Consider the following 12,567-nt stretch of genomic DNA (forward strand, 5'->3'; position numbering starts at 1 on the left):
CAATCGGTTTGTTATGATTGCCGCCGCGCGAAAACGCTAAACCTTTATTCCGGCCGGAGTGACACAGCCCATGAGCATCAGCCTTCACCGCAGCGCCTACCCGAACACCCGCCTGCGCCGTCTGCGCGCGCAGGATTTTTCCCGCCGCCTGGTACGTGAAAACCGGCTTACCAGCGACGACCTGATACTGCCACTATTCGTGATCGAGGGGCGCGACGAGACACAGCGCGTCGCCTCCATGCCGGGAGTGGAGCGCTTGAGCGTGGACCTGCTGGCGAAGAAAGCCAAGGAGCTGGTGCAGCTGGGCATTCCCGCGGTGGCCCTCTTCCCGGTGGTGGATCCGGCGCACAAGTCCGACGATGCCCGCGCCGCCTATGACGCCGACGGCCTGGCACAGCGCGCGGTGCGCGAGCTGAAAAACGCCGCGCCTGAACTGGGCGTGATCACCGACGTGGCCCTGGACCCGTTTACCAGCCACGGCCAGGACGGCCTGATGGATGACAGCGGCACTATCGTCAACGACGACACCGTCGAGGTGTTGGTACAGCAGGCGCTGTCCCACGCCGCCGCCGGCGCCGACGTGGTGGCCCCCTCGGACATGATGGACGGGCGCATAGGCGCGATACGCGAGTCCCTCGAGCGCGAGGGCCATGTGAACACCATGATCATGTCCTACGCCGCCAAGTACGCCTCCGCCTACTACGGGCCCTTTCGCGACGCGGTCGGTTCCGCCAGCAATCTGAAAGGCGGCAGCAAGGCCAGCTACCAGATGGACCCGGCCAACAGCGACGAGGCGCTGCACGAGTGCGCGCTGGACCTGCAGGAAGGGGCAGACATGATCATGGTCAAGCCGGGCATGCCCTACCTGGATGTGGTGCGGCGGGTGAAGGACGACCTCGGGGTGCCGACATTCGCCTACCAGGTCAGCGGCGAGTACGCGATGCATTGCGCCGCCTTCGAAAATGGCTGGCTCAATCGCGAAGCGGTGATCATGGAATCCCTGCTGGCGTTCAAGCGCGCGGGCGCAGATGGGATCCTGACCTATTTTGCCGAGGAAGCGGCGCGGCTGTTGCACAGCAACTGAGTCGGCGTCACTGAAGAGGAAAAACAGGAAAAAAACCGTTGGATTCAGCGGCATTCTCCTGATTACAGAATCCGATCCCAGGCCGCCGGGTCGACCAGCGCAACGAAAACCAGCCCGATCACCGCGCCCCAGAAATGCGCATCGTGGTTGATGCGCCGGCTCCTGTCCCGGCCGGCGTAATAGCTGTAGGCCAGGTAGAGCAGACCGAACAGCCAGGCCTCTATGGGCACCGGCAGGAACAGCAGGAAGAGTTTCGCCTGCGGGTAGTAGACGATAAATGCAAACACCACAGCGGAGATGGCACCCGAGGCGCCGACGCTGGCGTACTGCGTGTTCCGCCGCTCCTTGAACAACGTCGGCAGATGGCTGCCCACCAGCGCCAGAACGTAGAGCAGCGCAAATGCCGGTGTGCCTATCTGCCGCTCCAGTGGCGGGCCGAACATCCACAGGCACCACATGTTTATCGCCAGATGCAACAGGTTGGCGTGCACGAAGCCGGCGAGGACGACCGATGCGTACTGTTCGCCGCGCCAGACGCGATAGGGCTGGAAAGCGCAGCGCGCCAGCAGGCCGGGCAACAGGTAGAGTGCGATCAGGCTGAATACCGTGGTCGCGACCAGCAGAATGCCGGTCGCGGAAAGGAGCGGGCCCTTCACCGCTCTCCCTGTCGAGGGAGTCGACGGGACTGGAACGTCAGGGCCACTGATCCTCTTCCTCCCAGGGCTGCGCCTCCTCCACCGGCACACCCTGTTGTCTGCGCTCGCGCATTATCTCCTCATTGCGACGCCGGCGTTCCTCGAGGATACGCCGCTCCTCCTCGGCGCGGCGTTCCTCCTGCAGATACAGATCCTCTTCGGTCTGCGGAAACTGCAGCGGCTCCTCCTCGGTCTGCGGCACCTGCTGCATCTCATCGTCACGGCGCAACTGTTCCTGCAGCTGGCGCTCGCGCTCCTCGCGACGCTGCCGCTCGCGCGGGTCTATACCCCAGCCGGGCGTCATTTCCTCCCGCGGCGCCGCCTCCTGTCGCTCGTCGTCGCCGAACAGATCCCGGAACCAGCGCCAGCGGTCGCGCCCCGCACATTCGGGGGCTGGCTGCAGGCGCGTCTCGTAGGAGAATGGCAGTTCGGTGCCGCCGCGACAGTACTCCGGGTTCATATACTGCCCGCGCGCATTCACCGGTTTGTACTCGACGCCGCGGGGCGCCTGAATGCGGCCATGGCGATGTGGCAGCTGGCGCATTATCTCGGTCCAGATGGTCAAGGCACCGGTGGAACCGGTGAGGCTGGTGCGCTCGTTATCATCGCGGCCCAGCCACACGACCGCCGTGACCCCCGGCGAAAAGCCGGCAAACCAGCTGTCGCGGTAGTCGTTGGTGGTGCCTGTCTTGCCGGCGAAAGACACGCTGCCCGGCAGGATGCGGTAGGCGCTTCTGCCCGTTCCCTCGCGCATGGCCTTTTCCAGGGCGAATCGCAACAGGTAGGCCGGCACTGCATCCACACCCCGGTTGGCACGGCGGCGAAAATGCTGTACCTGCTCGCCGTCGGCATTGGACACCGCCAGCAATGTACGCGGCTCTACATGCTCGCCGCCATTGGCAATGGTCTGGTACATGTTTGCCACTTCATAGGGAGTCATCTCCACTGCGCCCAACAGCATCGATGGCACCCGCGGCAGGTCCGCCTGCACACCCAGACGGCGGATGGTCTGGCGCACATTCTGCAACCCCAGGTCCAGTCCAAGGCGCGCGGTGGCCAGATTGTAGGATTTTGCCAGCGCCATATAGAGTGGTACCTGGCCGTGGGCCTTCTTGTCGAAGTTGGACGGCATCCACACCTCGCCGTTGTCCCCCTCGATGCGAATCGGCGCATCGTCGATCAGGGTGGCCAGGTTGTAGTCGAAGGGGCGCTCCAGCGCGGTCAGGTAGACCGCGGGCTTGATCAGGGAGCCCACCTGGCGACGCGCCTCCAGGGCCCGGTTGAAGCCCGGGTAGTGGGGGCGGCGGTCGCCGACCATGGCCAGCACATCGCCGCTGTGATTATCCAGCAGCACTGTCGCAGCCTGCAGTGAATCCGCCTGGATACCGCGGTCCTTCTCCAGTTTCGCGGCACCGCCGCTGACCGCATCCTCGGCGAGTTTCTGTACCGAAGGGGCGAGAGTCGTGTATACCCTCAGGCCCGAAGTGCGCAGCTCCTCGTAGGAATAGTAGGGGCGCAACTCTTCCAGCAGCCGCTCGGTAAAAGCCGGATAGGGGTTCTGCGCCGCGGCGCCGGCACTCGCCACTTCCAGCGGCTTGTCCTTGTAGACCCGGTGCTGCTCGGCGGTGATCAGCCCCTGCTCCTGCATCACGTCCAACACCGTGTTGCGCCGCTCCAGGGCCCGCTCCGGGTTGCGCCACGGATTGTAATAGGAGGCGCCCTTGGCCAGCCCGACCAGCAGTGCTATCTGGTGCGGCTCCAGGGTATCCAGCGGTTTCTGGAAATAGAACTCGGACGCCAGGCCGAAACCGTAGATGGCGCGACTGCCCTGCTGGCCCAGCCACACCTCGTTGATGTACTCCTGCAGTATGTAGCCCTTCTCGTAATGCAGCTCCATCAGCACCGCCATCAGCGCCTCGTTGAACTTGCGCCAGAGGCTCGGCTTGTGGTCGAAGAAGATGTTCTTCACCAGCTGCTGCGTGATGGTGGAACCGCCCTGTACCACCTCGCCGGCCTTGACATTGGCCACCATGGCGCGGGCGATACCACGGGGGGAGACACCGAAGTGATAGAGGAAGTCCTGATCCTCTACCGCGATCAGGGTATTGGCCAGCAGCGGCGGTATATCGGCGAAGCGCACAGGGTTGCGGTCGTCGCCACCGCCGAGCAGGGTGCCGATATTCGCGGCGTCGAGACGGAATTCCTTCAGGCGTTCACCGCCCTCGCCGCGCAGGTTGCTGATTTCGTCATTGCGCAGGCGGAAACTGACCACCTGCGCCGGCTCGCGGCCGTCCGCGTGCACGAAATCGCGGCGCCAGACCCGGTAGTCCATACCCTCGCGGGTCCACTGGCCCGGCTCGGAGAGGGTGGCCTGCTCGCGGTAGTTGAGGGCTTCAAATTCGGTCTGCAGCTCGTCCGGGCGCATGACCATACCCTCGCGCAGTACCAGCGGGCGCGCGAAAACCCGCGCCGGAAGCTGGTACTGGCGACTGTCGAGTCGCTCGCGCAGCTGCACGTCCAGGTAGACCATATAGCCGACCAGCACCAGGCCGCCCACCAGAGCCAATAGGCCGAGCCTCACCATCCAGCGGTGCAGTCTTCCCGGTTTGGACGCCTTACTGCGCCGGCGCTTTGTCGATGCCATATAGATGCAATACCAAGCTACTTAATCAACTATAGATAGGTGCGAATCCCACGTATTCGGGCATTGACCGCAATTTCGGCCCATAAGTTCACCACTGTGGGGCCGGGCCTTTATAAGGTATGCGATACGCAAGTCAAACCCGCCAGCTTGCACTCGTCCGGCTTGCGGCCATAATGCGCCCGGAAAAGCCGACAAACAGCCCGATAATAGGACAGACATGCACCAGTACGATCTCTACGGTATAGGCGCCGCCCTGCTCGACACGGAAATCGAGGTCTCCGACGGCGACCTGCAGACACTCGGCGTCGAGAAAGGGGTGATGACCCTGGTGGACGACAGACGCCAGCAGCAATTGGTGGACGACCTGCAGGATCACCTGGTAACCGCCAAACGCGCCTGCGGCGGCTCCGGCGCCAATACCGTGATAGCGGCCAGCTATTTCGGCCTGAAAACCTTTTATTCCTGCAAGGTGGCGGCAGATGACAACGGCGATTTCTACCGCGCCAACCTCACCAGCGCCGGCGTGACCTACCCGTCTGCGCTGCAGCAGGCGGACGGCGGCACCACCGGCAAGTGCCTGGTGATGATCACCCCGGACGCCGAGCGCAGCATGAATACCTTTCTCGGCATCAGCGAACAGCTATCCGTAGCCGAGCTGGATACCGAGGCGCTGAACGCGTCCCGCTGGGCCTATATCGAGGGCTATCTGGTGTCGTCGGCCAGCGGCCGCGCCGCCGCCATTGCCCTGCGCGAGCAGGCGCAGGGCGGCGGGGTAAAGACGGCGCTGAGTCTCTCCGACCCGGCGATGGTGCACTTCTTCCGCGACGGCCTGCGGGAAATGATCGGCGGCGGCGTGGATATGCTGTTCTGCAACCGCGATGAGGCACTGGGCTTTACCGAAACCGATTCTGTGGATGCGGCCGCGACGGCACTGCGGGACTACTGTCGCAGCTTTGCCATCACCCTCGGCGCCGAGGGCGCCCTGCTGTGGGACGGCGAACAGCAGTACCGGGTGGCGAGCCCCAAGGTGCACGCGATAGACACCAACGGCGCCGGCGACATGTTTGCCGGGGCCTTCCTCTACGGTATCAACCGCGATTTGCCCTTCGCCGAGGCCGGCGAACTGGCCTGCCGCGCGGCCGCGCAGGTGGTGAGCCAGTACGGGCCGCGGCTGAGGGCCGAACAGCATGGGGAATTGCTGGCGCCGGTGGTGTAGGCACCAGCCAGCCCCGGCAGAGGCGAACCGTGGTTCGCCTCTGCAAAGGTCGATTGGGCAACGACCTAGATGCGAAGGCCCTGCTGCCCCCGATTCGCTACAAGGCTCAAGGGCCTATCCGGGCAAGGGCGCGTACAAGGTTTGTTCCCGTCGCTGCGACCCTACGCCTGGGTCTGCGGCTGCGGTGGCTGGCTGATTTCCGGCAGGCAGGCCGCCGCGGCTATGCCAAAGCCCTGGGCGTAGTCCACCCCCATAAGGCGCAACTTCTCCATCAGCTCCGGCGTCTCCACATACTCGGCGATGGTGCTGATCCCCATCTGCTTGGCCAGGTGATCGATAGTGCTGACCATGGCACTGTCTATCTCGTCTTCGAGCATATTGCGCACAAAGCTGCCGTCGATCTTCAGGTAATCCACCGGCAACTGGCGCAGGTAGGCCAGCGAGGAAACGCCGCGACCGAAGTCGTCCAGGGCGAAGCTGCAGCCGGCGGCGCGCAGCTTGTGGATAAAGATCAGCGCCCGCTCCAGGTTGTTGATGGCGCTGGTCTCGGTGATCTCGAACTGTACCCGCGACGGCGTCACTCCGGCATCGGTGAGCTCCCGCAGCACATAGTCGGCAAAGGTTTCGTCTCCGAGACTGATACCGGAAATATTGATCGCGTAACTGAAGCCGCTGACACCCTCGCGCTGCTCCAGTGCCATATAGGCAAAGATTCTGCGGATCACCCAGCGGTCGACTTCCTCGATCAGGCCATAGCGCTCCGCCGCCGGCAGGAAAAGACCCGGTGAGATGATGCTGCCGTCGCGACCGCGCATGCGCACCAGTATCTCGTAGTGGTGCACCCGCTGTTCTCCCTTCAGCGATACCACCGGCTGCCGGTACAGAAGCAGCCGATCCTCCCGCAGTGCCGCGTGTATTTCCGCCACCCAGGTGGTCTCGCGACGCTTCTCCAGCACCTTGCGCGAATCACTGAACAGCTTGACTCGGTTGCGGCCCTGATCCCGCGCGGCGCAGCAGGCGTCGTTGGCGGAGGCCAGCAACTGGCTGGCGGTCGGTGCGTGGCGGTCGACCGTCACCACGCCGATGGACAGGGCCACACGGCTGTCGCTGCCCTCCCAGTGGAATGCGAACCCCTGCACCGCATCGCGCAGGCGCGCGACCACGCGTCCCGCCTCCTCTATCGTGCAATCGCGCAGCAGAATCGCGAACTCATCGCTGCCGACGCGGGCGAACAGGTCGGTACTGGACAGACAGCGGCGCAGCAGCCGCACCAGCTGGATCAGCAACTGGTCGCCGGCGGCATAGCCGAGGGTATCGTTGACCACTTTGAACTGATAGACGTCCAGGTACAACAGTACGTGGTGCTGGCGCTTGTCGACGCACAGGGACAGGGATTGCTGCAGTTCGCTTTCAAAAAACTGCCGGTTGGGCAGCCGGGTCAGGGAGTCGTGGCTGGTCTGCCAGCTGAGTCGGGAGGAGATACGGCGCGCAGCGGAGGTATCGCGCAGCACCAGGACGAAATTGGTGAGGGCGGCGCCGTCCCTGACCGCCATAACCTGTACGCTGATTTCCAGCGGGTTCTGCGGCTCTCCGGGGCGCAGGATACAGGCATTGAACTCCCGCGCACTGGGCGGCTCTGTATCCTCAACACCGGTTGCCAGTATCGGCGGCAGCGGCTCGCCGCGGAGATCGTACAACTGCAGACCGTCATTCAGGATCTGGCCCGGCAACAGCCCCACCAGATCGCCGGTCATTTCGCTGACCAGCGGATTGCTATAGGTCACCACTCCGCGCGCATCGGTCACTATGACACCGTCGGCGATTTCCCCCAGGGCGACTTCCGCCGCCTGCAAGCTGATTTGCGCACCGGGCATCAACTCGCCCTCCACCTGGGTCAGCAGGCCGAGATACTCGACGGATTTCGGGTCAAATTCAGTCAAAGCAGGCTCGCGTCTTTATGCTGTTGTACTGCGAAAACTGGAAGCGAGTCGAGTATAGAAACTCGCACGCCCAGACCACTGGCAGCACGGCGAATTTGCAAACTCCGTCACGCAAACCCGCAAAAACAGATCCAGTTTCGAGCTTTCCCTGCCCGCCCCTTTGTTCAGGTGTAGTTTTTGGCGTCTAAGTTGCACACTCAGAGATGGCTGCGCAAGAAGTTTTTCAGTTTCTCGTCCTCAAAGGCCCGCTGCAAAGTGGCGCTCAACAGGTCGTTGATACGGGTCTCTACCTCCTCGCGGCTCGGCTTGATCAGGCTGCGATCCGCGCCACTGGAACGGTAGTTGCCAAAATAGGTGGCCCCGCCGATCTTCACTTCCAGCTGCACTTCGGCGGAGGTGTCCACCTTGCTGGTGTATATCTTGTTCGGGCTGTCGTAACTGAGTCCGGTGAGTTTCGCCAGCACCTGAACATCGGCGGCGCTATCAACGGAGCGGAAAGACCAGTTCTCAAGGCCCCGCTGCAGGGTATCGGCGATGGCATTTTCCACATTGTTGGCCAGACTCACCTGGGCGGTATCGGCATAGATGCCGCCGAGAGAACCCAGACCGCCACCGGGCAGCTGGTTGACACCGCGCACGCTCAATGTGTGCCCCGCACCGATGTTGTTAGGCGCCACATCCACATGCGGGCGCACCTGAATCTGCAGCGGGCTGTGGGCACAGGCGGCCAACAGGCAGGTCCCCAGGAACAGCAGCAGTTTATTCATCGATTCCTCCGACTCTCTTATTCAGATGACTAGTGATTCTGTTCGTACCCGCACCGCGCGGAAAGTTCAGCCGTGGTGGTGGTGCGCTTCCGCCGCCTTCAATCCTCGCACCGGCACTTCCACTTCCAGCGTAATGCCACTGGCAAAGCGCAGCCGCAGCGGCAATGCTTCGCCGACGCGCAGCTGCACACCGCGCAACATCAGATGCAGACCGCCCGGGGTCATGGTTACGACTTCTCCCGCAGGAATTGCCAGTTGTGCCAGCGGGCGCATACGACTGACGCCATTCTCATTGATCGTGGTATGCAGATCGGCAATGGCTTTTTCGAGGTCCGGCACTTCGACGCTCTGCAACTGCAGATCAGTTTCACCATTGTTGCGCAGAGAGAGGTAGGCTGCGCTCATGTTCGCACCAGGCAATGTCTCGCGCACATAGCCTTCCAGTTCCAACTGGAAAGCATCGCCATCGGCATCGTCGGCTATTCTCACCGCGACAACATCGACAGCCAGAGCTCCGCCGGAAAGAAGCATTGCGACCAAGAAAGCCCCGGCAAGTGACAGTAACCTCTTCACGATTCGCCTCCTACGGCAACAGGTTGAATCAGCAGCAGCCGCGGCGGGCTGCCCAGTTTGATATCGCCGCGCACGCGATAACCGGGCACGGCCTCGCGCAGCTGCTGGTAGATCCAGCGCCCTTCGGCATCATTCCGCGCGACTATGATGACCCTCAGCTCTCCGCGGCGGATACGCTGGGCAGCACCGCGCAGCAACTCCACGACTTCACCGGACCTGGCCGCCAGCGGTGCGGCCGGGAGTGGCAGCGCCTCCCCCTGGGGCAGATCCAGTTTTGCGCGACTGCGCTCGCGCAACAGCTGTGCGCGCACCTCCGCAACCAGTGGATTACCCGGCGCCAGCTCCTCGGCGCGATTCAGGGAAGTGTTCACCTCGCCGAAGGCGCGCCGGCGCAGGGCATCGCGGGCGCGCTCGACAAATTCGATCACTATGGTCTGGATGCCGCTGGCGGCGCGGCTGTTGTCCGGATCCAGGTGCCTGACGCGCAGGTAGTAGTCATAGGCGCTGGCACCGGCCGGCTGGGTCAGGAAGCCCCGGCGCTGGGCCTCTTCGGCACGCTCGAGAAAAAAAGCCACATTGCGCCTGCGAATCTCCTCCGGCGAGGGGCCGGCTGGCTCCGGCAGGGGGACCGCGCGGGGCGCGGGTACCGGCGGCGTGCTCACACAACCACCCAGCCAGGCGACCATCAGCAGCGACGCTGCAATCATGTGAAGGCGGTCAAACGACGACAATCCCATCCTCCTGCTGTTGTTTTTTTGCACCGCTGGCACCGCTATACTGCCGAATCCAGTGAACCCCCGTCCACGGCGGCAGTCAGAGCCATGCGCCTGACTATAAAGAATTTTTACCCCTATGGCTGTGATGACCGACAGTTTCCGAAAAAATTTCCTCACCCTGGTGGCAACCCTGGTATTTCTGCTCGCGGCAACTTCCCAGGCCCAGCCAGCCCAGAGCCCATTCGCCTCCCTGAATGCCGCACAGGAGGCCGACTTCCTGCCGGTGGATCGGGCTTACCAGCAGGACTTCCTGGTCGGCGCCGACGGTGTCAGCGCCATATTCCAGATAGCCCCGGACTATTACCTTTATCGGGACAAACTCGCCCTCTTCCGCCTGGACGGCGAGCGCAAGATTGAGCTACCCCTGACCCTGCCCGAGGGCGAAGTCATCTGGGATGACTACTTCGAAAAGGAGACAGAAGTCTACCGGCTGCAGCTGGAGATGCCCGTCGACCTGCGGGGTGCCGGTGGCCCGGTGCGACTCGAGATCCACTACCAGGGCTGCGCCGATGCCGGCCTCTGCTACCCGCCCCAGGCGCGCCAGTTCGATCTGGATCCCATTTCCGGCAGTGCCACCCCGGTCAGTGGCGGCGCCGCACCCGCAGGCCCGACCACACCACCGGCCACCGGCGGCGGTCCGTCCACGACCCTGCCCCTGGCGCTGCTGCTGGCCTTTGCCGGCGGCCTGCTGCTGAACCTGATGCCCTGTGTCTTCCCGGTACTGTCGATCAAACTGCTGGCGGTCAGCCAGGCCGCACAGCACGCGCATGCGCGCCACTGCCACGGCTGGGCCTACAGCGCCGGCGTGGTGCTGAGTTTCGTGCTGATCGCGGCGCTGATGCTGGCGCTGCGCGCCGGCGGCGAGGCAGTGGGCTGGGGCTTCCAGCTGCAGTCCCCCTGGCTGGTGGCGGCACTGGCCTACCTGTTCTTTGCCATGGGACTCAGCCTGTCCGGCCTGACCGAGATAGGTGGCAACCTGATGGGTATAGGGCACAACCTCAGCGCCCAGCAGGGGCTGCGTGGCTCCTTCGCCACAGGCGCACTGGCCACCCTGGTGGCCAGTCCCTGCACGGCGCCGCTGATGGGTTCGGCACTGGGCTTTGCCGTCACCCAGCCAACCGCAGTGGCACTGCTGGTGTTCGCCGCGCTCGGCGCAGGTATGGCCGCGCCCTTCCTGCTGCTGACCTACATCCCCGCACTGGCGGAAAGACTGCCCCGCCCCGGCCCCTGGATGGACAGGCTGAAACAACTGCTGGCCTTCCCCATGTACCTGACCGCTGTATGGCTGCTGTGGGTACTGGGCCGCCAGAGCGGCAGTGACGGCGTGGCCCTGGTGCTGGCCGGCGCCGTGGCCATCGCCTTCGCCCTGTGGCTCTGGCCTCAGCCCCAGGAAACCCGCACTGGCTGGCGCCTGGGCAAGAGCGCCGCGGCGCTGCTGGCACTGGCGCTTGCCGCCGGCCTGCTGCCGCAGCTGTCTATCGTTCGGCAACCCACCGAGACCGCCAGCGGCTACTGGCAGGCCTACTCCCCCGAGCGCCTCGCCAGTGCGCGCAGCGAGGGACGCCCGGTGCTGGCCAATATGACAGCAGCCTGGTGCATCACCTGCCTGGCCAATGAAAAAGTGGTGCTGTCCAGCGACGAGATAGCCGACGCCGTGCAGCAACTGGGCGTCGTGGCCCTGAAAGGGGACTGGACCAACCAGGACCCGCAGATCAGCGAGCTGCTGGCAAAGTACGGCCGCACCAGCGTTCCCCTTTACCTTCTCTACCCGGCCGGCGGCGGCGAGGCCCGGATACTGCCCCAGGTCCTGACCCGCGAGGGACTGCTGGCGGAGCTGAAAGCGGCCGCGCAGAGTGGGCTCAGCGCGGTCGACGCCGGAACTGACGACAAAGTGCCTTTGTAGCCATTCCACCGGGCAAAAAAGCCATGCCCAAAATAATATTGCGCTTAATATCACGGAAAAGTCGCCGAACTGCGGCTAACTTCAATAAACTGTGTCGCGGGCATGGACAGGGAGTCACTTTTGCGGCACACTCGCCCAGGCACTCGGGCAATCCCGCCGAAAATTCGAGTTTGCCCGCAAGATAGCCAACTTTCGCCCAGTTTTTGTGACTGTTTCGCGATTTTTCTTCAGAGCGAGCTATGGCAAGACTTCTTCTGCTGCACGGCCCCAATCTCAACCTGCTCGGTACCCGCGAGCCGCAGATCTACGGCGCCACTACCCTGGTGCAGATTGACGAGGCGGCCCTGGCCCAGTGCGAGGCCGCCGGCCACCAGCTGCAGACGCTGCAGAGCAACAGCGAGGCGGCACTGATCGACCGCGTCCAGGCGGCCGCCGGCGAGGGGGTGGACTATATCGTCATCAATCCCGCCGCTTTTACCCACACCAGCGTGGCCCTGCGCGATGCCCTGGCAGCGGTGGCAATTCCGTTTATCGAACTGCACCTGTCGAACCCCCATGCGCGGGAAGAGTTTCGCCGCCGCTCCTATTTTTCCGACCTGGCCCAGGGGGTCGTGTGCGGCTTTGGCGCGCACAGTTACACCCTGGCCCTGCAGGCGGCCATCCACCAACTGAGTCTGGCGCCTTCCACCCAATAATGAACCAACACTACCCAAGACATTGAGAGTGAAGAACTATGGATATCCGCAAGATTAAAAAACTGATTGAGCTGCTCGAGGAATCGGATATCGGCGAGCTGGAAATCAAGGAGGGCGAGGAGTCGGTGCGCATCAGTCGCGGCGCCAGTAACGCGCCCCAGGCCGCTGCGCCGGTTTACGCCGCGCCGGCGGCAGCTCCGGTTGCCGCCCCCCTCCCACCGGCGGCGGGCCCCGCCCCCGGAGGGGGCGGGGCCGGGGCCGCCCCCGCCGGCCC

Annotated in this window: 10 protein-coding genes and 1 pseudogene; 5 read left to right on the forward strand and 6 right to left on the reverse strand. The window is 63.8% G+C overall.

Features of this window, described 5'->3' with window-relative positions:
* Window positions 1-70 precede the first annotated feature (70 nt).
* Entirely contained in the window at window positions 71-1,084 is a 1,014-nt protein-coding gene (gene hemB, locus IG627_RS16810) for a porphobilinogen synthase (protein WP_193193761.1), read from the forward strand.
* 62 nt (window positions 1,085-1,146) lie between these two features.
* Here the strand turns inward: hemB and IG627_RS16815 are convergent, their stop codons facing one another.
* Window positions 1,147-1,740: a rhomboid family intramembrane serine protease gene (locus tag IG627_RS16815; protein WP_193193764.1), complete on the reverse strand. Its 594-nt coding sequence runs from the start codon at window positions 1,738-1,740 to the stop codon at window positions 1,147-1,149.
* Between the two features lie 37 nt (window positions 1,741-1,777).
* Entirely contained in the window at window positions 1,778-4,423 is a 2,646-nt protein-coding gene (mrcB, locus tag IG627_RS16820; protein ID WP_193193766.1) for a penicillin-binding protein 1B, read from the reverse strand.
* A gap of 217 nt (window positions 4,424-4,640) precedes the next feature.
* Here mrcB and IG627_RS16825 point away from each other — a divergent pair, with 217 nt between their 5' ends.
* On the forward strand, window positions 4,641-5,639 hold the full coding sequence (locus IG627_RS16825) for an adenosine kinase (protein WP_193193767.1): 999 nt from the start codon (window positions 4,641-4,643) through the stop codon (window positions 5,637-5,639).
* A gap of 161 nt (window positions 5,640-5,800) precedes the next feature.
* On the opposite strand, the gene IG627_RS16830 is transcribed toward IG627_RS16825, so the two are convergent.
* From IG627_RS16830 to IG627_RS16845, 4 genes are all read right to left on the reverse strand, one after another.
* Window positions 5,801-7,579, reverse strand: coding sequence for an EAL domain-containing protein (locus tag IG627_RS16830; protein WP_193193769.1), 1,779 nt, complete (start codon window positions 7,577-7,579; stop codon window positions 5,801-5,803).
* A gap of 197 nt (window positions 7,580-7,776) precedes the next feature.
* Window positions 7,777-8,346: a YajG family lipoprotein gene (locus tag IG627_RS16835; RefSeq protein WP_193193771.1), complete on the reverse strand. Its 570-nt coding sequence runs from the start codon at window positions 8,344-8,346 to the stop codon at window positions 7,777-7,779.
* A 66-nt stretch (window positions 8,347-8,412) separates the two neighbouring features.
* Window positions 8,413-8,919 (reverse strand): copper chaperone PCu(A)C, encoded by a 507-nt coding sequence (locus IG627_RS16840; protein ID WP_193193773.1) that lies wholly within the window; start codon window positions 8,917-8,919, stop codon window positions 8,413-8,415.
* Window positions 8,916-9,656 carry an N-acetylglucosaminyltransferase gene (locus tag IG627_RS16845; protein WP_226865337.1) on the reverse strand — a complete coding sequence of 247 codons (741 nt, stop codon included), beginning with the start codon at window positions 9,654-9,656 and terminating at the stop codon, window positions 8,916-8,918. The genes IG627_RS16840 and IG627_RS16845 overlap by 4 nt, the downstream gene beginning before the upstream one ends.
* Before the next feature lie 115 nt (window positions 9,657-9,771).
* Between IG627_RS16845 and IG627_RS16850 the strand changes: the two genes are divergently transcribed.
* The 3 genes and pseudogenes from IG627_RS16850 to IG627_RS16860 all read left to right on the forward strand — a co-directional run.
* Complete coding sequence (locus tag IG627_RS16850; protein WP_193193775.1) at window positions 9,772-11,598, forward strand: protein-disulfide reductase DsbD family protein; 1,827 nt, start codon at window positions 9,772-9,774, stop codon at window positions 11,596-11,598.
* Window positions 11,599-11,837: 239 nt separating this feature from the next.
* Window positions 11,838-12,293, forward strand: coding sequence for a type II 3-dehydroquinate dehydratase (gene aroQ / locus IG627_RS16855; protein WP_193193777.1), 456 nt, complete (start codon window positions 11,838-11,840; stop codon window positions 12,291-12,293).
* Between the two features lie 38 nt (window positions 12,294-12,331).
* Window positions 12,332-12,567 (forward strand): annotated as a pseudogene (locus tag IG627_RS16860) (acetyl-CoA carboxylase biotin carboxyl carrier protein); the annotation flags it as partial.

The organism is Microbulbifer taiwanensis, from assembly GCF_014904815.1.
Classification (GTDB): Bacteria; Pseudomonadota; Gammaproteobacteria; order Pseudomonadales; family Cellvibrionaceae; genus Microbulbifer; species Microbulbifer taiwanensis.

Coding starts and splice junctions, on each gene's coding strand:
- hemB (WP_193193761.1), top strand. CDS start 71: ATGAGCATCAGCCTTCACCGCAGCGCCTACCCGAACACCCGCCTGCGC.
- mrcB (WP_193193766.1), bottom strand. CDS start 4,423: ATGGCATCGACAAAGCGCCGGCGCAGTAAGGCGTCCAAACCGGGAAGA.
- IG627_RS16825 (WP_193193767.1), top strand. CDS start 4,641: ATGCACCAGTACGATCTCTACGGTATAGGCGCCGCCCTGCTCGACACG.
- IG627_RS16835 (WP_193193771.1), bottom strand. CDS start 8,346: ATGAATAAACTGCTGCTGTTCCTGGGGACCTGCCTGTTGGCCGCCTGT.
- IG627_RS16845 (WP_226865337.1), bottom strand. CDS start 9,656: ATGGGATTGTCGTCGTTTGACCGCCTTCACATGATTGCAGCGTCGCTG.
- IG627_RS16850 (WP_193193775.1), top strand. CDS start 9,772: ATGGCTGTGATGACCGACAGTTTCCGAAAAAATTTCCTCACCCTGGTG.
- aroQ (WP_193193777.1), top strand. CDS start 11,838: ATGGCAAGACTTCTTCTGCTGCACGGCCCCAATCTCAACCTGCTCGGT.